20 protein-coding genes and 3 tRNA genes are annotated in these 20592 nt (G+C 63.3%); 8 read left to right on the top strand and 15 right to left on the bottom strand.

Annotated elements, in window-relative coordinates:
* Nucleotides 1-2 precede the first annotated feature (2 nt).
* The 3 genes from K1X15_RS06720 to K1X15_RS06710 form a co-directional block, all read right to left on the bottom strand.
* Nucleotides 3-920 carry a carbohydrate ABC transporter permease gene (locus tag K1X15_RS06720; protein WP_420828375.1) on the bottom strand — a complete coding sequence of 306 codons (918 nt, stop codon included), beginning with the start codon at nt 918-920 and terminating at the stop codon, nt 3-5.
* A gap of 17 nt (nt 921-937) precedes the next feature.
* Nucleotides 938-1876 carry a carbohydrate ABC transporter permease gene (locus K1X15_RS06715; protein WP_220306721.1) on the bottom strand — a complete coding sequence of 313 codons (939 nt, stop codon included), beginning with the start codon at nt 1874-1876 and terminating at the stop codon, nt 938-940.
* Between the two features lie 97 nt (nt 1877-1973).
* Nucleotides 1974-3215: an ABC transporter substrate-binding protein gene (locus K1X15_RS06710; RefSeq protein ID WP_220306720.1), complete on the bottom strand. Its 1242-nt coding sequence runs from the start codon at nt 3213-3215 to the stop codon at nt 1974-1976.
* Nucleotides 3216-3439: 224 nt separating this feature from the next.
* Between K1X15_RS06710 and K1X15_RS06705 the strand changes: the two genes are divergently transcribed.
* The 3 genes from K1X15_RS06705 to K1X15_RS06695 all read left to right on the top strand — a co-directional run bounded on the left by K1X15_RS06705 (nt 3440) and on the right by K1X15_RS06695 (nt 5487).
* Complete coding sequence (locus K1X15_RS06705) at nt 3440-4486, top strand: LacI family DNA-binding transcriptional regulator (RefSeq protein WP_220306719.1); 1047 nt, start codon at nt 3440-3442, stop codon at nt 4484-4486.
* A 53-nt stretch (nt 4487-4539) separates the two neighbouring features.
* Nucleotides 4540-4616, top strand: a tRNA-Arg gene (locus K1X15_RS06700).
* 169 nt (nt 4617-4785) lie between these two features.
* Nucleotides 4786-5487 carry an HAD hydrolase-like protein gene (locus tag K1X15_RS06695; RefSeq protein ID WP_220306718.1) on the top strand — a complete coding sequence of 234 codons (702 nt, stop codon included), beginning with the start codon at nt 4786-4788 and terminating at the stop codon, nt 5485-5487.
* A 3-nt stretch (nt 5488-5490) separates the two neighbouring features.
* Here K1X15_RS06695 and K1X15_RS06690 read toward each other — a convergent pair whose 3' ends face one another.
* Nucleotides 5491-6009 (bottom strand): ArsR/SmtB family transcription factor, encoded by a 519-nt coding sequence (locus tag K1X15_RS06690; protein WP_220306717.1) that lies wholly within the window; start codon nt 6007-6009, stop codon nt 5491-5493.
* Nucleotides 6010-6174: 165 nt separating this feature from the next.
* Here K1X15_RS06690 and trhA point away from each other — a divergent pair, with 165 nt between their 5' ends.
* Nucleotides 6175-6864 carry a PAQR family membrane homeostasis protein TrhA gene (trhA, locus tag K1X15_RS06685; RefSeq protein WP_220306716.1) on the top strand — a complete coding sequence of 230 codons (690 nt, stop codon included), beginning with the start codon at nt 6175-6177 and terminating at the stop codon, nt 6862-6864.
* On the opposite strand, the gene K1X15_RS06680 is transcribed toward trhA, so the two are convergent.
* Both K1X15_RS06680 and K1X15_RS06675 read right to left on the bottom strand, forming a co-directional pair.
* On the bottom strand, nt 6848-7333 hold the full coding sequence (locus K1X15_RS06680; protein WP_220306715.1) for a DUF192 domain-containing protein: 486 nt from the start codon (nt 7331-7333) through the stop codon (nt 6848-6850). The two genes, trhA and K1X15_RS06680, sit on opposite strands and share 17 nt — an antisense overlap.
* A gap of 13 nt (nt 7334-7346) precedes the next feature.
* Nucleotides 7347-7967 (bottom strand): cold-shock protein, encoded by a 621-nt coding sequence (locus K1X15_RS06675; protein WP_220306714.1) that lies wholly within the window; start codon nt 7965-7967, stop codon nt 7347-7349.
* 186 nt (nt 7968-8153) lie between these two features.
* Here K1X15_RS06675 and K1X15_RS06670 point away from each other — a divergent pair, with 186 nt between their 5' ends.
* The 4 genes from K1X15_RS06670 (at nt 8154) to K1X15_RS06655 (ending at nt 9473) form a co-directional block, all read left to right on the top strand.
* The gene (locus K1X15_RS06670; protein ID WP_220306713.1) at nt 8154-8570 is read left to right on the top strand and encodes a VOC family protein; all 417 of its coding nucleotides are present in this window, start codon (nt 8154-8156) and stop codon (nt 8568-8570) included.
* A gap of 133 nt (nt 8571-8703) precedes the next feature.
* Nucleotides 8704-9180, top strand: coding sequence for a YcbK family protein (locus tag K1X15_RS06665; protein WP_220306712.1), 477 nt, complete (start codon nt 8704-8706; stop codon nt 9178-9180).
* A gap of 93 nt (nt 9181-9273) precedes the next feature.
* A tRNA-Glu gene (locus K1X15_RS06660) sits at nt 9274-9348 on the top strand.
* Nucleotides 9349-9398: 50 nt separating this feature from the next.
* Nucleotides 9399-9473: transfer RNA gene (locus K1X15_RS06655), tRNA-Glu, on the top strand.
* Between the two features lie 104 nt (nt 9474-9577).
* Here K1X15_RS06655 and K1X15_RS06650 read toward each other — a convergent pair.
* The 9 genes from K1X15_RS06650 to K1X15_RS06610 all read right to left on the bottom strand — a co-directional run bounded on the left by K1X15_RS06650 (nt 9578) and on the right by K1X15_RS06610 (nt 20577).
* Nucleotides 9578-10390, bottom strand: a complete 813-nt coding sequence (locus K1X15_RS06650; protein WP_220306711.1) for an ABC transporter ATP-binding protein — start codon at nt 10388-10390, stop codon at nt 9578-9580.
* Between the two features lie 16 nt (nt 10391-10406).
* Nucleotides 10407-11405 carry a FecCD family ABC transporter permease gene (locus K1X15_RS06645; protein WP_220306710.1) on the bottom strand — a complete coding sequence of 333 codons (999 nt, stop codon included), beginning with the start codon at nt 11403-11405 and terminating at the stop codon, nt 10407-10409.
* A 50-nt stretch (nt 11406-11455) separates the two neighbouring features.
* A complete protein-coding gene (locus K1X15_RS06640) occupies nt 11456-12466 on the bottom strand; it encodes a FecCD family ABC transporter permease (protein WP_240549678.1) in 1011 nt (336 codons plus the stop codon).
* A gap of 25 nt (nt 12467-12491) precedes the next feature.
* Nucleotides 12492-13436, bottom strand: a complete 945-nt coding sequence (locus K1X15_RS06635; protein ID WP_220306708.1) for an ABC transporter substrate-binding protein — start codon at nt 13434-13436, stop codon at nt 12492-12494.
* 91 nt (nt 13437-13527) lie between these two features.
* A complete protein-coding gene (locus K1X15_RS06630; RefSeq protein WP_220306707.1) occupies nt 13528-14763 on the bottom strand; it encodes an SAM-dependent methyltransferase in 1236 nt (411 codons plus the stop codon).
* A gap of 225 nt (nt 14764-14988) precedes the next feature.
* Nucleotides 14989-16779 carry a single-stranded-DNA-specific exonuclease RecJ gene (recJ, locus tag K1X15_RS06625; protein ID WP_220306706.1) on the bottom strand — a complete coding sequence of 597 codons (1791 nt, stop codon included), beginning with the start codon at nt 16777-16779 and terminating at the stop codon, nt 14989-14991.
* Between the two features lie 204 nt (nt 16780-16983).
* On the bottom strand, nt 16984-17970 hold the full coding sequence (gene glpX, locus K1X15_RS06620; protein ID WP_220306705.1) for a class II fructose-bisphosphatase: 987 nt from the start codon (nt 17968-17970) through the stop codon (nt 16984-16986).
* A gap of 26 nt (nt 17971-17996) precedes the next feature.
* Nucleotides 17997-19337: a homoserine dehydrogenase gene (locus K1X15_RS06615; protein ID WP_240549741.1), complete on the bottom strand. Its 1341-nt coding sequence runs from the start codon at nt 19335-19337 to the stop codon at nt 17997-17999.
* Nucleotides 19338-19596: 259 nt separating this feature from the next.
* Nucleotides 19597-20577 (bottom strand): ABC transporter substrate-binding protein, encoded by a 981-nt coding sequence (locus tag K1X15_RS06610; RefSeq protein WP_220306704.1) that lies wholly within the window; start codon nt 20575-20577, stop codon nt 19597-19599.
* Nucleotides 20578-20592 lie beyond the last annotated feature (15 nt).

The following is a 20592-nucleotide window of genomic DNA, read 5'->3' as shown; positions in this document are numbered from 1 at the left end:
ATTTATCCCTTCACGGCGCCGGCGGCGACGCCGCGTACGAACAGCTTGCCGGACACAAAGTAGATGATCAGCGGTACCAGCCCGGTCAGCACGGTTGCGGCCATGTTGACGTTGTATTCGGGCGTGCCCTGAGCCGAGTTGACGATGTTGTTGAGCTGGACGGTCATCGGATAGTTCTGCGTGCCTGCAAAGACCACGCCGAACAGGAAGTCATTCCAGATGCCAGTCACCTGCAGGATGAGCGCCACCACGAAGATCGGCAGCGACATGGGCAGCATGATCTCGAAGAAGATGCGCCAGAACCCTGCCCCGTCCACGCGAGCCGCCTTGAACAGTTCCTGCGGCAGCGAGGCGAAGTAGTTGCGGAACAGCAGCGTGAGGATCGGCATGCCGAAGATGGTGTGGATGAGAATGACGGCCTGCAGGGTGCCAAAGATTCGCAGTTCGCGGGTGATCATCACGAGCGGATAGAGCATCACCTGGTAAGGGATGAACGAGCCGAAGATGAGGATGGCAAAGAAGACTTCCGACCCCTTGAAGCGCCAGTTGACCAGAGCATAGCCGTTTACGGCGGCGATGAAGATCGACACGATCGTGGAGGGAATGGTGATCTTGACCGAGTTCCAGAAGCCGGGCGACAGGCCTTCGCAGGTCAGGCCGGTACAGGCACTGGTCCAGGCCCTGACCCAGGCATCGAAATTGATCTGGCTGGGAAAGGCGAAGATGTTGCCGAACCGGATTTCCGGCATCGTCTTCATGGACGTGACGACCATGATGTAGAGCGGAAACAGGAAGTACAGCGTGAAGAACACCAGGATCGAATAGATGATGATCTTCTGCGGGGTGAAGAACGGCTTGGGACGCGGGCCGCGCGGCTCGGTGCCGACTTGGGACCCTTGGGCAGGCGCGGAGCCGGCCATGGTTGCGGTCTGGCTCATCAGCGGCGACCCTTTCCACCAAATTCGAGATAGGCCCACGGCACCATGATGATCAGCACTGTCAGCAGCATCATGGTTGCTGCAGCCAGGCCCTGGCCGATATTGCCACCCGAGAACATGTAATTGAAGACGTACTTGGCCGGCACTTCGGAGGAAATGCCCGGACCGCCATTGGTGAGCGCCACCACGAGGTCATAGAGGCGGACAATGCCCGACCCGATGAGCACCACGGCAGTGACAAGCACGCCGCGCATCATGGGAAGAACGACCGAGATATAGGTGCGCCAGGTCGGAATGCCGTCGACACGGGCGGCCTTCCAGATTTCCTCATCCACACCGCGCAGGCCGGCAAGCATGAGCACCATGCAGAAGCCCACGCCCTGCCAGAGACCGGCAATCAGCAGCGCGAACAGCACCATGCGCGGATTGGCAATCCAGTCGAAGGTGAAGTTTTCCCAGCCCAGATTGCGGATCGCGGTCTGCAAGCCCAGGGTCGGATTCATGATCCACTGCCAGACCAGGCCGGTCACGATGAAGCTGAGAGCGAATGGATAGAGCATGATGGTGCGGAAGGCGCTTTCAAAGCGAATCTTCTGGTCCATCAGCACAGCCAAGAGGAAACCGAGCGACAGCGTCAGCACCAGGGACATGGCGCCATACGAAATCAGGTTGGTAACCGAGACATTCCAGCGGGAGGTCGAGAACAGTCGTTCGTATTGTTCAAACCCAATGAACTTGCCGGTCGGCAGGAGCTTGGAGTTGGTGAACGAGTAGTAGATTGTCCAGATCGTACATCCGATGAACACGATCAGCACTGTTGCCATCATCGGCAGGGCCGCGATCTTGGCGGGCAGATTGTGCAGGAAGGTCTTTTTGAGGATACCGGGCCGAGCAGGACTTCCTGCGCCCTCCCCAGAGTGAACGGCTGTGTCCGCCATTACATGTCTCTCCATAAGGAAGTGGTCGACCTTGTCGATCAAGGCCGACCACAGCTTTCATTGATGAGAACCAGGTCTCACCCGAACCGGCGGAGGATTAGTCCGCCTGTTCGATGATCGAGGCATAGCGCTCGATGTAGTCGTCAACAGTGATGCTGTCGTCATCGAGGAACTCGATGTTCAGATCCTGCAGCTGCTGCTGGGTGTCGCTGGAGAGCGCGAAGTCACCCGAGGGCAGCAGGCCGTTGTCGAGCAGCTTGAGGGCCTTCTGCATGCAGGGGTTGGCCTGGCTCAGGTCGATGTCGGTACGGATCGGCATCGAGCCCTTCTTCAGGTTGAAGGCGAGCTGGGCTTCCGGCGAGATCAGGATGCGAGCGAGCTGGGTCTGGGCTTCGATCACAGCCGGGTCGGTGCCTTCAGGCAGGACCGGGAAGTAGAACGAGTCACCACCACCAGTGAGCTGGTCACCCATGCCCAAGGCCGGCAGACATTCATAGTCTTCGCCCGGGACACCACCGGCAACCTGCAAGTCGCCCTGGAGCCAGTCGCCGTGGATGTTACCAGCGGCTTCGCCGGTCAGGAGCTGATTGCCCACGTCACCGAAGGACGGGACCATCATGTCCGGCGATATCACCTGACGGAGCGAATCCATGGCTTCGGCAACCTTGCGGAATTCCGGACCACGAACAGCGTCGGCGCTCTTGTCACGGTTGATGGCAAGGACGAGGTCCGAACCACCGATGCCGGACATCAACACGCCCGGGACGCCGGAAATCGGCCAACCGGTCGCCAGACCGAAGGGCAGGATGCCAGCTTCCTGGAGAGCCGGCCAGGAGGCCACATACTCGTCCCAGTTGGTCGGCACGGGCTGACCGATCTTCTCATAGGCCTTGGTGGAGAGCCACAGCCAGTCCCACGAGTGGATGTTGACCGGCAGACAATAGAGGCCACCCTCATAGCGGCAGGGCTCGAGCAGCGCCTGGTCGACATAGAAGCTGTCGATATCCATGTCGGCGACCACATCGGTCAGGTCGCGCATCAGGCCAGCCTGGATGAGTTCCTCGGCGTCACGGCCGGTGTTCATCTGGGTGGCACCCATCGGGTCACCGCCGATGATGCGGCTGATGATCACCGGATTGGCACCAGTGCCCGAACCGGAAAGGGCGCTATCCACCCAGGTATTGCCGGTTTCTTCTTCGAACACGCGGGCAAACTCGGCGACGGCGGCGGCTTCACCGGCCGACGTCCACCAGTGAGTCACTTCCAGGTCAGCTGCATGAACAGACGTGGAGCCGAGAAAAGCGGTTGCCATAGCGGCAACCACTGCAAACTTTTTCATAGGTTGTCCTCCCAACGAACACGAGGAGCTAGCGCCCCAGTGATGCACCAGTCGCATGGCTGCTCCTCCTATAGAACAACCCACGACCGTGTGTAATCGATTGCACTACATGTTCCAAACTGGTTGTGCAATCGATTTCAGGAGTTTCATACAAGCCTTGCGGAGATGTCAAGATCGATTTAGACCAATCGGGTTACTGACAGCTTGAGGGGGCGCTGCCAGCGATGACAGAGGTCAGAAAAACGCCGACGATTCAAGACGTTGCGCGTTTCGCGAAGGTATCAACTGCCACCGTCAGCCGCGCCCTGTCGAACCCCGACAGGGTCAGCGAGGGCACCCGTGCGCGTGTCGCCGACGCGATCCGTGTAACCGGTTACACTCTCAATCAGGCGGCACGATCGCTGCGCCAGCGGACCGCCCGCACCATCCTGGTGGCGCTGCCCGATATCCGCAATCCCTTCTTCTCCTCGATCCTTGAGGCCATCGAGCGCGAGGCCACCAATCGTGGCTATGGCGTGCTGGTGGCGAACCTGTTTCTCGCCCGCGCCCCGGCGCAACGGCTTCAGGACTATATGTTGTCCAATCGGGCAGACGGATTGTTGCTGCTCGATGGTTCGCTCGAGGTGTCGGCGTTGCAGGCCCTGGCGACCGCACCCTATTCAGTGCCGCTGGTGGTGGCCTGCGAGGACATTCCCAATTCCGGGTTTCACACGGTGCTGACGGACAATGTGCAGGCCGCCGAACGGGCGACCCGCCACCTGATCGATCTTGGGCACCGCCGGATCGGGCACCTTCTGGGGCCTGAAAACAACGTGGTGGCACGAGATCGGCTGGCGGGCTTTCGCAAGGCGCTGCAGGAGGCCGAGATACCCCTGCGCCAGAACTGGCTGCTGCGGGGCAATTTCGAAATGGAAAGCGGCTTTGCGGCTGCGGCGCATCTCGTTTCGATGCAGGAGCGGCCCACCGCCATTTTCGCGGCCAATGACGAATCGGCCATCGGTTTCCTGTCCGGCCTGCGCCAGCACGGCATCGAATGCCCCCGGGACATCTCGCTGGTCGGCTTCGACGATCTGGGGTTTGCCGCGCATTACACGCCGCCACTGACGACAATGCGCCAACCGCGCGAAATGCTCGGGCGCATGGCTGCGGAAGCCTTGATCGACCTGCTCGAAGACGTGGATCCAGAGCGGGGGCAGCTGCGAATCGTCCTCAATTCCGAGCTTATCGTGCGCGAAAGTACCGGCCGTCCACCCAAGGACGCCGAGGCCTGATCGCCATACGGGGTATGGCGTTGGGGCCAAAATGGGGTAAACAGGCGCCGTTCGGTCCCGTAGCTCAGCTGGATAGAGCAGCAGCCTTCTAAGCTGTTGGTCACAGGTTCGAATCCTGTCGGGATCGCCACCCCTCCCCCATGAGAACCAGCGCCGGCCAACCGATGGTACGCGGGTGAGACTGCACGAGCCAGGGCCGGCGGGAGCTGCAAGGCTTGTACCGGCAGGCGAATTGGGTCAGTTTGTTCGAACAAACGGGGGCTGGACCACTGGCTGACACTGCAAACCGACCGACTGTCGTGCTCTTCGATCTCGACGGAACATTGGTGCATCACGTCAATCCACGCGTGCTGCAGATGCTGGAATTCCTGGACGACTGCTCGCATCGCGGCGGCCGCCTGGTGGCGCGGTTCCGGCTGGCGCGGCGCAGTCGCAGTGCCGCACAGCGCGCGCCCAAACTGCTGGTGCACAAGGCGATCCACAAGGTCCGCCGCAAGAGTGTCGACCAGATGCTGGAGCCTTGCGAGACGATGCGGTGCGTGCTTGAGCGCCTGCGCGCCGAGGGCGTTACCCTGGGCGTTGTCAGCAACGGGCTGGGCCGCGGCTATGGCCACGATGTGCTCGAGACCTTCGACCTCCGGAAGTATTTCAGTGCAGCGGTATTTCGCGAGGACGTGGCGCGCGGCAAACCCTGGCCCGATTCGATCATCACGGCCCTTCATGGAATCGGCCGGGAGCTGCGGCGGACGGACGTCATCTGGTATGTCGGCGACCAGCGCAAGGACATCGCCGCGGCGCAAGCCGCTTCGCAGGTCATCGGCCAGGCCGTTCGCCCCTTCGCGCTGGGTGCCAGAGCGGCGCTCGGGGCCGTGGAAGCCCGTCTGTCGCCCGCCCAGATCATGTGGTCTGCCGCCGATTTTGAACGCGCGGTGCAAACCGTCTTTGCGCCGGAGGGCATCGAGCCGTCGCTGATCGATCCCCTACCCGCGCCGCTGCTCTAGCAACTAGAAATCAAAGCCCATCTGGCTGGCGGCGGGCTCTGGCCGGACGGCGCGCGCCGGCTTTTCCGGTTTGACGTCAACTGCCGGCGGGGATGGTTCCGAACTCGGTGCCACCTCTACGGCCTCAACCGGCTTGCGACGGATGCGTGGAGCCTTCACCAGAATAGGTGCGGTCGCCACCTGCTCGGACTTCTCCATGGCGGGCGGATCGAGCGGCGCACCGGCCTCGCCGGAAGCCGCGACAGGCGGCGCAGTGATCGAGGCTATCCAGGCCATGGCGCTCCCGAGCTTGGCCGGCCGCAGGGCATAGAGGTTTTCGCGCCCCTTCTTGACCTCGGCGACGAGCCCGGCGGTCTTGAGCACCCGCAGATGACGGGAGATCGCCGGCCGGCTGATGGCGAAGGCATCGGCCAGCTTGTGGACCGGGATTGGGCCGGCCAGAAGGATATCGATGATGCGACAGCGCGTGGCGTCGGCCAGGGCTGAGTAGATGGCGATGGGGGGCTTGGATTTGCGCGTCATGACTGCGCTTAAAGTAACGCCAGAGTTACCCGTCAAGCGGCAACGATGTGCGGCAATGGCTTGTTCACCAGAAAACTTGATCCCCGCTTTACGCTGACGGCAAATGTCACCGGCCGGAAAGGTATTGGTCACATCCCCGCCACACGATAGCGGCAAGGAGGATGAATGATGAGTAGCACCGCAGCATCCCTGGAGAGCAATCCGCATCGCGAACGCCGCCCCTATTCGACGGCCGAGCTCATCGTTGATGCCGCGGTGCATATCCTTGGCTTGGTGGTCGCCATTGCCGCTGGCTCGATCCTCCTGGCGCTGGCCCTGCTGCATACCGCCCCAGAGGCATTCCCGGCGCTGATGGTCTATGTCGCGACCCTCGTGGTGGTGCTCGGGATTTCGCTGGCGTTCAATCTGTGGCCGGCCTCGCCGGTCAAGCACTACTTGGCCCGGCTCGACCAGGCCGCCATTTTCCTTTTCATCGCCGGGTCTTACACGCCCTTTCTCGCCGTGATTGGCGGCACGTCGGCCGGCGTGGTGATGATGAGCTTTGTCTGGGGCGCCTCGCTTGTGGGCGTCGCACTCAAGCTGATCGTCCCAGAACGTTTCGGACGGGTGGCCATCATCCTCTATCTGGCAATTGGATGGAGCGGCGTCCTGGTGTTCCAGTCGCTTGGGCAGGCATTGCCGCCCTCGACCCTCTGGCTGCTGCTGGCTGGCGGCATAACCTATTCGGCCGGCATCGTCTTCCACCTGTGGGAGAAGCTGAAATTCCAGAACGCCCTGTGGCACGTCTTCGTGGTGGCAGGCGCCAGCCTTCACCTCTGGGCGGTGATCGACTGCATGGTCATTGCGCGGCTTTGATCCGCGCGTGCTCAACCTGATCGCCGGCCTCGATGCCGAGTTCGGCTGAGCGTCCCCCTGGAATCTCGAGCACGAACTGAACCGGGCCCGTAGACGGGATCGAAGTCGTATCGTGGGGCCGCGCATTGGCGTGGATGTTCAGGATGGTCCCATCGGCCTCGATGAACAGCATGTCGAGCGGAATATAGGTATTGCGCATCCAGAACGAGACGGCGCGCTCCTCCTGGAAATCGAACAACATGCCAGCGTCGTCTGCCAGTTCCTGGACGTACATCAACCCCTTGGCGCGGCCCTCGGGGGTGTCCACCACTTCCACGGTGAACCGGTGGTCACCCTGGGCCGTGTGAATGGTGAGGCTGGACTCGTCGCTGCACGCCGCCAGGGGCAGGCTGACAACCAATGCGAGGGCGGCCAGCCCCGATCGTGCGGTGCGCGACAGGACCGGGCGAGGCCAGCGATGAACGGACATTGACGGCCGACTTTCAGTGCGACGAGGGAGCATCGCCCCAACCATCAGGGCGAATTTCGGCGACCATGAGGCCTTTTGGGCCCTGGCCGTAACGCACCAGCACGAACTGGCCGGGCCGCAGCTCGGTAATGCCGAAGCGGCGCAGTGTTTCCATGTGCACGAAAACGTCGGGCGTCCCCTCGCCGGCGGACAGGAAACCAAACCCGCGAATGCGATTGAACCACTTCACCTCGAGGCGGACCATGCCCGAGGTCGGCTCGACCACGACATGGGTGCGCGGTGCCGGCATTTGCGAAGGATGACGGGCCGTGGATTCATCCATGGAGATGACACGGAAGGCCTGCAGGCCGCCGGGACGATTGAGAGCCTCGACGACGATGCGAGCCCCTTCATAGGCGGTCTGGTAGCCGTCACGGCGCAGGCAGGTCACGTGCAGGAGCACGTCGGCCATGCCATTGTCGGGGACGATGAATCCGAAGCCCTTGCCGGCATCGAACCATTTGATGCTGCCGACGACTTCGATCGTATCGGCGGTCGGCTGCAAGCCACCCTGCGCGCTGTCATCGCGCAGACTGCCTCCCGACGCCGTCAGATCGACGGAATCGCCGTCGTCACCGTTGCCCTTAGCCCCCATAATCGAAACGCCTTTTCACTCGCCCGCCGCATGCGGGTACTCCTCACAAGACCAAATCAGTCTGGCCGATTCAACGGCAAAAGTTAAGAAGGTCTTGCGATTTTGTTGACAGCCCTCTCGCACCATTGTTGCGGGCAGGCGCCGGGCTTGTTAGGCCATGCGCGAACTTAGCCAGAGGAGACAGAATTGAAGTATCTGCACACCATGGTGCGCGTCACCAATGTCGAGGAGAGCCTCCGGTTTTACTGCGAAGGGCTGGGACTGGAAGAGGTGCGCCGCACCGACAACGAAAAAGGCCGTTTCACGCTCATCTTCCTGCGGGCGCCGGGCGATGAGGGCGGCGAGGTTGAACTGACCTACAATTGGGATCCCGAAACCTATTCGGGCGGCCGCAATTTCGGCCATCTCGCCTATCGGGTGAAGGACATCTACGCGCTCTGCCAACACCTGTCGGATATGGGTGTCGTCATCAACCGGCCGCCGCGCGACGGCCACATGGCCTTCGTGCGCTCCCCGGACGGAATCTCAGTCGAGCTGATCCAGGACGGGACCTTGCCCCCGCAGGAACCCTGGGCGTCCATGCCCAATACCGGCTCCTGGTAACCCGCTGACAAATTTAAGGTTTCGCTAACCCTGCTGCTTAGCGGCAGGTTAGCGAAACCGCTCTAATTTTAGCGACCGAACCCCAAAACCCATTGCCTGTTGCCAAAGCGCGACACGCCACGGGAAGGTCGCCATGCATCGCCTCTTTCGCTCCCTCGCCCTTGTCGTCGTTTCCGCCCTGATGCTGGCCGGCTGCCTGCCCATGGCCATGTTCGCCAGCGGCAGCGGGCCGGGCTATTCCGGCCTCAAGCAGGACTGGGGCACCTATGTCAGCTCGAACAATGTCAATGCGCTGTGCATCTCGCCAAAGCTGCGCTTCGTGATCTGGGAGTTCGAGGGCCGTTTTGGCAAGCGGGTGGTCATGAATTCCGGCTATCGCAATGCTTTCCACAACGCGTCCGTGGGCGGCGCCGACAACTCCTACCACACCAAGTGCATGGCCGCCGATTTCTACATTCCCGGCGTGCCCAAGGAGCAACTGATCGCCTTCGCCATGCAGATGGACGGGGTCGGCGGGCTGGGCTGTTATCCGGAGCGCAACTTCATCCATGTCGATGTTCGCGACCGTCCCCGGGGCTATCGGCGTCCAGTGACGTTCTCGGGCTGTTGAAAACTCAGGGCGCCGAAAAAAACCGCACGCGTTCAATGCAAACGGGGTTGCACAATCAAAAGCGCCCCAGTATACGACGCCCATCGCGCTGATGCGCCCTTCGTCTATCGGTTAGGACGGCACCCTTTCACGGTGCAGAGAGGGGTTCGATTCCCCTAGGGCGTACCACCCTCCCCCGCTTGTTCACAAGCGTCGGGCGAGGTTAAAGCGATGACCGTGCGCCCATCGTCTAGCGGTCAGGACGACGCCCTCTCACGGCGTAAACAGGGGTTCGATTCCCCTTGGGCGTACCATTTCTCTCAGTTCGCATCTGACGACTTGACCGCGCCACTCCGCGGTTTTCTCCATGGTTTTGCCTCGACACCCATAGTGCCAGACCGAGCGTGGTCCGGCGCCATCAGGCGCTTGTCGGCTCGACGTGGTGTCGTCCAATCGGGACGATCATCGGCGTGTGGGAAACCGGGTCGAGCAGGATGCGGGAGGACATGCCGAACACCTCTGCCACCACGGCCTCGGTCACGACCTCTGCCGGGCGGCCTTCGGCGACGATCCGCCCGGCCTTCATGGCAACGATGTGGTCGGCGTAGCGGCAGGCGAGATTGAGGTCATGCAGCACCACGATAACGGTGCGGCCCCGATGCTTCACCAGATCGGTGAGAAGGTCGAGAACTTCGACCTGGTGGTTGATATCCAGGAAGGTAGTGGGTTCGTCGAGCAGCAGCAGGTCGGTCTGCTGTGCGAGCGCCATGGCGATCCAGACCCGCTGACGCTGCCCGCCCGAGAGTTCATCGACGGGGCGATCGGCGAGATCTGCGGTGTCCGTCGCCGCCAGTGCGTCTTCGACGGCGTCATCATCGGCCGGTGTCCAGCGCCGGAACCAGCACTGGTGCGGGTAGCGGCCGCGCCCCACCAGATCGGTAACGGTAATCGCCTCGGGGGCGACGGGACTCTGCGGCAGCACGCCCAGGACAGTTGCCACATCGCGCGTGGGTAATTGGTGAATGGGCCTGCCATCGAGGTAGACGGCCCCCCTGGCCGGCGTCAGCAGCCTTGCCAGACCGCGCAGCAGGGTGGACTTGCCGCAGGCATTGGCGCCGACAATGATCGTCAGCTTGCCGGGCGGCAGGCTCAGATCCAGCGCCGAAACGATCTGGCGCTCGCCATAGGCGAGGTCGAGGCCGGCAGCAAGCAATTGGTGATTTGTGGACATGGTCAGCACTCTTTGATCAGTTCACGCGGCCGGATCGGCCCGACGCCACCAGCAGCCAGAGCAGGAACAGGGCACCGCAGGCCCCGGTGACGACGCCCACCGGCAGTTGGACAGAGGGCAGTGAATGCTGGGCGACGAGATCGGACACCAGCATGACCAGCGATCCCACCAGTGCGGCGTGCAGAAAGCCACGCCCGGCGCCCCTGAGCAGGTTGCGGGCCAACGGGCCGGAGACGAAGGCCACGAAGCCAACCGGGCCGACAGCGGCCGTGGCGAAGGCCGCCAGCCCCACAGCCACCAGCATCAGTCCCAGCCGCGCCAACTCCACCCTGGCGCCCAGTGCACGGGCGGTGTCGTCGCCCAACTCTATGGCATCGAGACCACGGATGAAGGTCGCCATCAACGGCACAAGGACCAGCATGGCGGCCCCCAGGACCAGCACATCGCCCGGCCGCGACGCATTAAGGCTCCCCACCAACCACGCCATGGCCTGCTGCACCTCATTGAGGCGGGCGCGCGTGAACAGGTAGGAGATCGCGGCTACCAGCATGGCGGCCACGCCGATGCCGATCAGCACGACACGAAACGCGTTTATGCCCCCGCGCCAGGCCAGCAGATAGATGGCCAGCGCAGTCAGCAACGCACCAGCGAAGGCGCCGAACGACACGGCAAGGCCCGACCAGCCCAGCACGATAATGCAGAACACCGCGGCGGCGCTGGCGCCGTGGGCGATCCCGATTATATCGGGACTGGCCAATGGGTTACGCAGAAGAGTTTGAAAAGTGATTCCGGATAGCGCGAAGGCGGCACCGGACAGGACCGCCAAGATGGCGCGCGGCAGGCGCACCTGCAGCACGATGAAGTCGACACCCTTGTCGGCATGCCCGGTGATGGGCGAGAGCAGCGACCGGACGATTTCGGGCAGGCCTACGGGATAGTCGCCGAAATAGAGTGCCAGCGCAAAGGACGCCAGGAGCGCGCCGGCAAGACCGGCCGCGACCCGTCGGCGGTGCATTGCCGCGGCGCGACGCACAGATGCAACAGCAGTGGGGCCGGTAACTGCGATCATAGGGCGGCCAGTTTGCGGCGCCGGACCAGGGCGATGAAGAATGGTGCGCCCAGAAAGGCGGTGACGATTCCCACCTGCACTTCGCCGGGCGGGGCGATAATGCGGCCCACAATGTCGGCGCCAAGCAGCAGGATGGGCGCCAGCAGCATGGAATAAGGCAATATCCAGCGATAGCCGGGACCGGTGATGGCGCGCGCCACATGGGGCACGGTGAGACCTACAAAGGCGATGGGACCGGCCGCGGCCGTGCTGGCGCCTGCCAGGATGACCGCAGCGAGGGCCGCCAGGCCACGCGAGAGGCCGATACGTTGCCCCAGGGATCGGGCCACGTCGTCGCCCAGGGATAGACCGTCGAGAAGACGGGCCGATCCCAGTGCCAGCACCGTGCCGAGCGCAAGAAAGGGAGCAACCTGGATGACGATGTCGAGGGTGCGCCCAGAGAGCGAACCGACCTGCCAGAACCGGACCTCGTCGAGCGTGCGGGGGCTGGTGAGCAGCATGGCGTTGATGATGGCATGCAACACCGCAGTTATTGCGGCACCAGCCAGCGCCAGCTTGACCGGCGTTGCTCCGTCGCGCCCCAGGGACGCGACCGAATAGACGACCAACATTGCCGCCCCTGCCCCGGTAAAGGCCAGCCAGACATAGCTCGTCAACTGCGTCATGCCCAACAGGGCCACGCCCAGCACCACGGCGAGCGACGCGCCGGCATGGATGCCGAGGATGGACGGGTCGGCAAGCGGATTGCGGGTCGCGCCTTGCAGCACCGCACCGGCCAGGCCGAGGGCTGCGCCCACCATGACGCCGGTCACAGTGCGCGGCAGGCGCAGATCCCAAATGATCCGGTGTTCGCTCGAGGTGGGGTCAAAGGCGGTCAGCGCCGCCCAGACGGCTTCGATGGGTATCGCCCGGGCACCAGTTGCAAGGGACAAGACGACGATGGCGACGAGAGCACCACACAGGGCCAGAAGACCCAGGGCGAGCCGCGCCGCCCGGCGCGCGCGCATGGTTGAAGGCCCGCCCATGGCCAGGTCAGGGGACGAGATCGGGATCGGCCGCCGTGATGGCTGCCGCCAGGCCGTCGAGTGCGGTGGCATAGGCCGCGTAATTGCGCAGCCAGAAAGCCGGCCAGTCGGTCACCTGTCCGGCCGCCGCCGCCTTCATCAGTGTCCAGGTCGGCTGTGCCTTTGCTGTCTCCATAGTGGCGGCAGAGCGATTATCCACGAGGATCAGGTCGGGCTGGTATTTGTCCGCGTTTTCCCATGAGAGGGTTTCCCAGTAGCCTCGATCATCGGCAACTTCCGGATCGATGAGGTTGAGGCCCCAGCCGGCGAAATCCATCAGTTCCGAGGCTCCCTGTGTCGAAGCGACATAGAGGGCGTCGGTGCCCGCCCAAACGGCCAGCGCGGTAAGGCCGGGCCTAGCGGCAAGGGCGGACTTGAAGTTGGCGAGCGAGGCCCCGAACCTGGATTTTTCGGCGGCAATCGCGGGGGCCGTCAGATCCGCCCCGAGGCTTGCCGCCAGGGTCTCGTAGTCCTCGATCAGCGTCAGAATCGAGGCGCCCTGTTCGGGGCCGGTAATCGGCGCGAGCGGGGACAAGGCCGCAACCACGTCATTGCCACCTGACCAGGTGGTTTCCATTGGCCAGAACTCGGCCACGATCAAATCGGGCTGGAGCGCCGCCGCCTTTTCGATATCCACTTCGCCCCAGGCCTGGCCGATGATCTCGATGCCGGTGAGGTCGAGCCCCTGCAGGGCCTTTGCGTCAGCCACCGCACTGTCGGCATAGATGCCAACCGGGCGGATGCCCAATGGGATCAGGCCTGCCGCCGCGTCCTGGCTGGCAAGGATGCGCACAGGGACTGCGTCGAGTGTCACGGTCTTTCCGTCGCCGCCAACATAGCTCCAGCCCTGGGCAAGGCCGGGCAGCGTACCGAGCCCGAAAAGGCCAATTGCGAGCACGAGGAATCGAAACATGACAAACCCTTACAGGTTTTGAGAACTGCCCGTTCCCTAGACCTGATAAGGTGACTGGTCAAGTCATGTTATATGCGTTTTCCTCCGAAGCTCAGATCGGCCGCCGGTACTGATAGATGCCGACATCGATGGAGCCTTCGGCAAAACCGGCCTCGCAATAGGAGAGGTAATAGACCCATTTGCGCTTGAAGTGCTCGTCATAACCGAGGGGCGCGATCATCGGCCAGCGTTCGAGGAAACGTTCGCGCCAGAGGCGAAGGGTGCGGGCGTATGAGAGGCCGAAGGTTTCCACCTGTTCGAGCACGAGCCCATAGCGCTCGCCGAACTGCTTCATTACGGTCTTGGTGAGCAGCATGCCGCCGGGGAAGATGTAGCGCTGGATGAAGTCGGGGCCGGAGCGGTAGTGTTCGAAATCGCTCTCCCGGATGGTGATGGCCTGAATGGCGGCCGTGCCGCCGGGCTTGAGGCGATCATGCAGGGTCTGGAAATAGCTCGGCCAGTTGTCTTCACCGACGGCCTCGATCATCTCGATGGAGCCGATATGGTCGAATTGCCCCTCTGTATGCCGATAATCCTCGAAAACCAGGGTGGCGTGTTTGTCCAGGCCCTGCCGGGCCAGGCGCTCCAGGCCGAACTTGAGCTGCTCGGCAGACAGCGTGATGCCGCGCAGATTGGCCTTGTAATCCCGGGCAACGGTCTCGGCGAATCCGCCCCAGCCACAGCCGATCTCCAGGACGCTGGAGCCTTCCGTGATGCCGGCCATGTCGGCGACGCGCCGATACTTGGCCAGTTGCGCCTCCTCGAGAGACTGGTCCCCGGAGGTGAAGACCGCCGATGAATAAGTCATCGAAGGATCAAGCCACTGACCATAGAAATCATTGCCGAGGTCATAGTGCTCGGCAATGTTCTTCTTCGAGCCTTCGAGCGTGTTGCGACGCGACAAGTGATAATGGACGTCGCCCGCGGCCTTCCCGAAGAAGCCCTTGTTGGCGCTGTCGAACATGTCGCGATTTTGCAGGAAGAAGCGGAAGAGCGCCGTCAGGTCATCCGATTCAATGTCGCCATTCATATAGGCCGCAGCGAAGCCAACCGTGCCGCGCTGCATGGCCTCGGAAATGACCTTAAAATTGTTGAGGCGCAGCGTTGCATGCTCGCCGGCATTTCCCTGCCCCACCGTACGCGTCCGCCCGTTGGGGAAGATGACGGTGAGCGAGCCGTGGCGTGGATTGCCGATGAGGGACACCCCCACCTGCTCCACCAGCCAGGAGGTGAAATGCGTCCACGCAGAAGCGCCGGTTCGTGTCTGTTCGACGGCTGTTTTTGTCATTTTGCCGCTTGGTCCAACTATCGCGAATAAGGGCGGCAGGGCAGATTGCCCGTCGCCGAATGCTCAGCGTCAGAAGTGTCGGAGGGCGGACGTCGCCCGCCTGACACCGCAGGATAGTTTAGCCGTCACAAGCAGATATGCAAGCCGCCTCATCCGCAACGGCCTGCGCTTCGCCGCTGCAAGGGGACTACGCGAGGCCGGACCGTCCGGATCGAAAAAAGTCGCTCAGCGGGGCGGACGCGCAATGTCGATGAGTCGGAACTGGGCCTGTTCCCGCCCTTGGTAGTGGTCCAGTGAAAGGCCGCCCGCCAGATGCAGGGGCTGGTCGCCGTCGCGCATCAGCACGTCTCCCAGGGCCGTGCCGGCGGCCCGGAAGGCAATGGCCTTGAGCCTGGCACCATCATCGGAGGAGAGGGTGAAGCTGATGTGCCCCCCCTTGCCGACGATCTGCGGAAAGCGCGCGCGATGCGCCGGGAAGGCGAAGACCGGGGACGGATTGCCGGCACCAAAGGGACCGGCCTTTTCCAGACCATGCAGCAGGTCGACCGTTGCCCCGCGCGCTGTCAGCGCCGCATCGATCTTGAGCGCGGAAGTGGCCCGGGCGGCGTTGACACTGGGACCGAGTCTTTCCGCCAGGAAGGCGCGGAACGCGCCAAGCTCACCGGGCCGCAAGCTGACGCCTGCCGCCATGGCGTGCCCGCCACCCTTGGGCACAAGACCCGATTCCACCGCCTCGATGACCGCCCGGCCCAGGTCCACACCGGGCATCGAGCGGCCGGAGCCGGTTCCGCCGCCATCAGGATTGAGAGCGATGGCAAAGCTTGGGCGCTCGAAGCGTTCGCGCAACCTTGCGGCAACAAGGCCGACAACGCCTGGATGCCATTTGGCCGAGGCCAATACCAGCACCGGGGGCCCCTCGCCTCCTCCGATTTCTGCTTCCGCCGTTGCCGTGGCCTCTTCGACGGCCTCAACCTCGATACGTTGACGCTCGCCATTGAGTTCGTCGAGCTGGGCGGCGATGACCATGGCCTGGTGCTCGTCGTCGAGGGCCAGCAGCCGCGTGCCGAGGGCCGCGTCGCCAATCCGGCCGCCAGCATTAATGCGGGGGCCGATAAGAAAGCCCAGGTGATAGGGGTTGAGCGGACCCGAGGCGCGGGCCGCCAACGCCAACGCAGCCAGGCCGGGCTTGTCTCCGCGCCGCGCCACTTCGAGGCCGCGCACCACGAAGGCACGATTGAGACCGGTAAGGGGCACCACGTCGCACACGGTTGCCAGGGCGACCAGGTCGAGCAGTTTCAGCAGGTCCGGCAGGCCAGTATCGCCGCGGTTGCGCAGGACGCGGTTGACCGCCACCAGCACCATGAAGGTGACGCCAGCAGCACAGAGATAGCCCAGCCCAGAAATGTCGTCGAGGCGGTTTGGATTGACCAGTGCCGTGGCGGGCGGCAGCTCGTGATCGGAAAGGTGGTGATCGATGACCAGCACATCGGCGCCGCGCCCGCGCGCGTGGGCGATCGGGCCGTCGCTGGTGGTGCCGCAATCGAGGGTGACAATGAGGCTCGCACCGGCCTCTACCAGCTTGTCCATCGCCGCAATGTTCGGGCCATAGCCTTCAAAAATGCGGTCGGGAATGTGCACCTGGGGCTCAAGGCCGAAGTGACGGAGATAGCGGGTCATCAGGGCGCATGAACAGGCGCCGTCAACGTCATAGTCCCCAAACAGGGCGATGGACTCATTGTCCGTGATGGCCCTGGCCAGACGCTCGGCCAGGTCATCCATGGCGGTCAGCGTCGATGGATCCGGCATGAGGTTGCGGATCGAAGGCTCCAGGTAGGACTGAGCATCTTCGATGGCCACGCCGCGCGCCGCCATGATGCGCGCCAGAATGTCGGGAATGCCGGTGCGCTGGCCGATTGCGGTGGCATTGCGGGCCGCGGCGGCATCCAGCCGATCCACCCAGGCACGGCCGGTGACCGAACTGGTAATATCGAGAAAGGGGCGCGGGCTTTCGGGCATGGGTGAGGGTTATGGGATTTTGGATGCCGGGGGAAGGGGCCCATTCCCTTCTCCCCTTGCGTGATCAGGTCGCGCATAGCACCGGATGAGGGCATCAGAGACGTCTTAAGTGCTCAGGCTCCGCTCCTGGGTAGCCCATACCCCTCTCCCGGGTCGCGCTTCATGCGATCCCTCTTTCCGTCCAAGGGAGATCCAGTACGTTCCTCAGCGTGCGTGCCGCGCCCTGATCCAGCGCGTCGTCTGGCTCCAGCTCCGCATGACGACCGTCGAGGTTTCGACCCAGCCGCGCCGCAGCCGCACGCCTTCGACAAGCGATCCGTCGGTGATGCCCGTGGCCGAAAACAGCACGTCTCCGGCGGCCAGTTCGGTCACGTCATAGATGCGATTGGGGTCCTCGATGCCCATTTCCCGGGCGCGCAGGCGCTTGTCGGGCGTATCGAGGATCAGCTTGCCCTGCATCTGTCCGCCGATGCAGCGCAGGGCGGCAGCGGCCAGCACGCCCTCGGGGGCGCCACCAGAGCCGAGATAGATGTCGACGCCGGTGTCGGCGCTGTTCACGGCGTGGATGACCCCCGCAATGTCGCCATCGCTGAGCAGCTTGACCGAGACGCCGGCGGTGCGCAGCTCTTCGAGCAGTCCCCCGTGTCGTGGCCGATCCAGGACGATGGCGGTGATCTCGGAGATCGGAACGCCCTTGGCTGCCGCCAGCGCCTTGACGTTCTCGGTTGCCGACCACTCGATGTTCACGGTGTCGGGCGGGTATTCAGCACCGATGGCGATCTTGTGCATATAGACGTTGCGGCCGACATTGAGCAGGCCGCCGCGCTCGGCCATGGCCAGCACCACAAGCGAATCGGGCTGGTTCTTGGCGCAGAGCGTGACGCCTTCAAGCGGGTCGACGGCGATGTCGACCTCAGGCCCCTGCCCCTCGCCCACCGCCTGCCCGACATAGAGCTCGTCGCATTCGAATTCTTCACCCTCGCCGATGACGATGCGCCCGGAGATGGCCACGCGGTCCAGCTCGGACTTCATGGCCGCAACGGCGGCCTCGTCGGCAGCCTTCTCGTTGCCCTTGCCCCGCCATTCGGCGGCGGCGATGGCCGCGCGCTCGGTGACGCGCACCATTTCGAGGGTGAGCGTGCGATGCAGATTGGCCGGGTGCTTGCTGTCTTCGACCTTGCTGAGCTTCATGGTTCCCCCCGAAGCCCTGCAGATGGTCAGAGCTTTTCGATACGGATCAGTTGTGGTTCGCCGACTATGAACCCATCAGCAGCGATCTGCGCAAGCGCTTCGCGCACCGATGATTCCAAAGTCTGTTGAGTAATCATCACCACGGTCCGGGTTGGCGACCCGTCGGGCGCCACTGCCTTGGCACTCAAATCCGACCGCTGGATGACGCTGTCGATGGAAATCGACTTTTCCCCCATGCGGGTTGCGATGGCCGCGAGCGCGCCAGGCACATCCTTGGCGCTGAGGCGAATGTAGAAACCGCCCTCATGGGCACGGTGCGGCGCCTCGCGATAGGGCAGCAACTCGTCACTAGGGACACCCAATGGCGGCACGCGGGTGCCGCGGGCGATGTCGAGGATATCGGACAGGACGGAGGATGCGGTGGGCGGTCCACCAGCGCCGGGGCCGGCCAGCAGCAGTTCGTGCACATGGTCGGTCTCGAGCGCCACGGCGTTCATGACCCCATCGACCCCGGCAATGGCGCTGCCCTTGGGCACGAAGGTGGGATGGACGCGCTGCTCGATGCCGCCATCGGTGCGCTCGGCAATGCCGAGCAGCTTGATCTTGTAGCCAAGATCGGCCGCCACCTGGATATCGTGCTGGGTGATGTTGGAAATGCCTTCCACCCGCATCTTGTCCGGCGCGATCTCGTAGCCGAAGCATAGCGTGGCGAGGATGGAGAGTTTGTGGGCGGTGTCGAAGCCTTCGACGTCGAAGGTCGGGTCCGCCTCCGCATAGCCAAGCGCCTGCGCGTCCCTCAGGCAATCGGCAAAGGAAATGCCCTCATTGCCCATCCGCGTCAGGATGTAGTTGCAGGTGCCGTTCATGATGCCGAACACCTTGGCAATGCGGGCCGAACCCAGGCCCTCGCGCAGGGTCTTGATGACGGGGATGCCGCCGGCCACGGCGGCCTCGAAACCGAGCTGGGCGCCGGATTCCTCGGCCAGTCGCGCCAGGGTGACCCCGTGCTTGGCCAGCAGTGCCTTGTTTGCGGTGACAACCGGACGCCCGATCTCGAGCGCCGCCTTCACCGCTGCAAAGGCAGGACCATCCTCGCCGCCGATCAGTTCCACGAAGAGGTCGATACCATCCCACTTGGCCAGAGCCACGGGATCGTCGAACCACTCAAGCCCTGAAATATCAATGCCGCGGTCTCGGGAACGCGAGCGCGCGGCAACAGCGACAACCTCAAGCTGCCGCCCCAGTTTTCGCGTCAGCTCAGCGCCATCTTTCTGGAGAATGCGCACCAGCGTCGCGCCGACATTGCCGAGGCCTGCCACGCCAACCCGCAAAGGCGCCTGCCGGTCGGCGTCGCCGAATTCGGCCATCGCCTTCATGATCCGCGCCCGCGTCTCCGTGCGGGGCTCGCGGCCGTCGCGCAGGTCAAACACGAACAGCGGATCGCCCGCAACGATGCGGCCGAAACGGGTGGGCGTCCAACCCCTTGCGGAGATGAAGGATTCGACGGCTTGGCGGAATGACTGGATATCGCTCATGGTGGGCGACATGTGCATAGGAATTCGCCTAGCCGTCAATAGGAGTTGTTATAGGAAAAATGGGCCGATGGCATGAACGGCCCAAACTGCGCTATTCCGACCTGGCGGCTGCTGCGGCCCGCCCCACCTCGGCGATTACCTTGGGGAAGCCCCAGCGCAGCGAGGCTGGCGTGATAGCGCCGCTGACCGCCATGGTCAGTTCGTCACCCACAAGGTTGGTGTAGGCCTGAGACTTGACCAGCGGCGAGAGCTGGATGAGCTCCATAGCGAAAAAGTCGTCGGCCGATTGCTGGTTGGAGAAGAAGCTCAGGAGCATCTCGGCGGGAATCTGGTCGAAATTCTCATAGCTGAGCAGGTAGGCGATCTTGGTATCGACCAGCGAGCCACCCGGCGCTTCGCCAGCGGGCACCATGCCGATATCGGCAAAGAGCTGCACGCGCGGATCGCCTTCGATACGCACCGAGACCTGGCCATCATTGCGGTTGACGACATTGGCAAAGACCGTGCCTTCGATCTCGGGATAGAGATCGCGCTCGGCAATCATCCAGTCCATGGTTTCGGCAACCAGCGCGTCGGCCTCGGCCGACAGACCCAGCGCCTTGCCGGTCAGGGTGACGACCTCCTGCCAGCCGGCAAACCAGGGCTTTTCGGGATAGGCGACAACCGGAGCAATATTGCTCAGGGTCGCATATTCATCCTCGGACAGGCCCGAATAGGGCGCGATGATCACGTCGGGCTGGAGCGCGGCAATGGCCTCGAGCGGCACTTCGGGCGTATTGGGCAGAACGTTGGGCAGGGTCATGCCCTTTTCGGCCAGCGCAGCCTCGGTCCAGGGCAGGACGCCATCATCTCCGCCGCCATAGGCGAAAAATGGCATGCCGACCGGCTCGATGCCCAGGTCGATGACAATGTCCTGGGCAGACCAGCCCCAGGTCACAACCCGGGCGGGTTTGGTTTCGATGGTGGTGGTGCCCAGCGCATGCTCGATGGTCACCGGGAAGGTATCGACGGCAAATGCGGGCACGAGAAGGGTTAGTGACGCAAGGATAATGGCGGACGAAATCTTCAACATAGTCTGCTTCCAGTT

This window comes from Devosia salina, from assembly GCF_019504385.1.
Classification (GTDB): Bacteria; Pseudomonadota; Alphaproteobacteria; order Rhizobiales; family Devosiaceae; genus Devosia; species Devosia salina.
The sequence above is the reverse complement of the archived record's forward strand: the minus strand, read 5'-3'. Positions and strand labels throughout refer to the sequence as shown.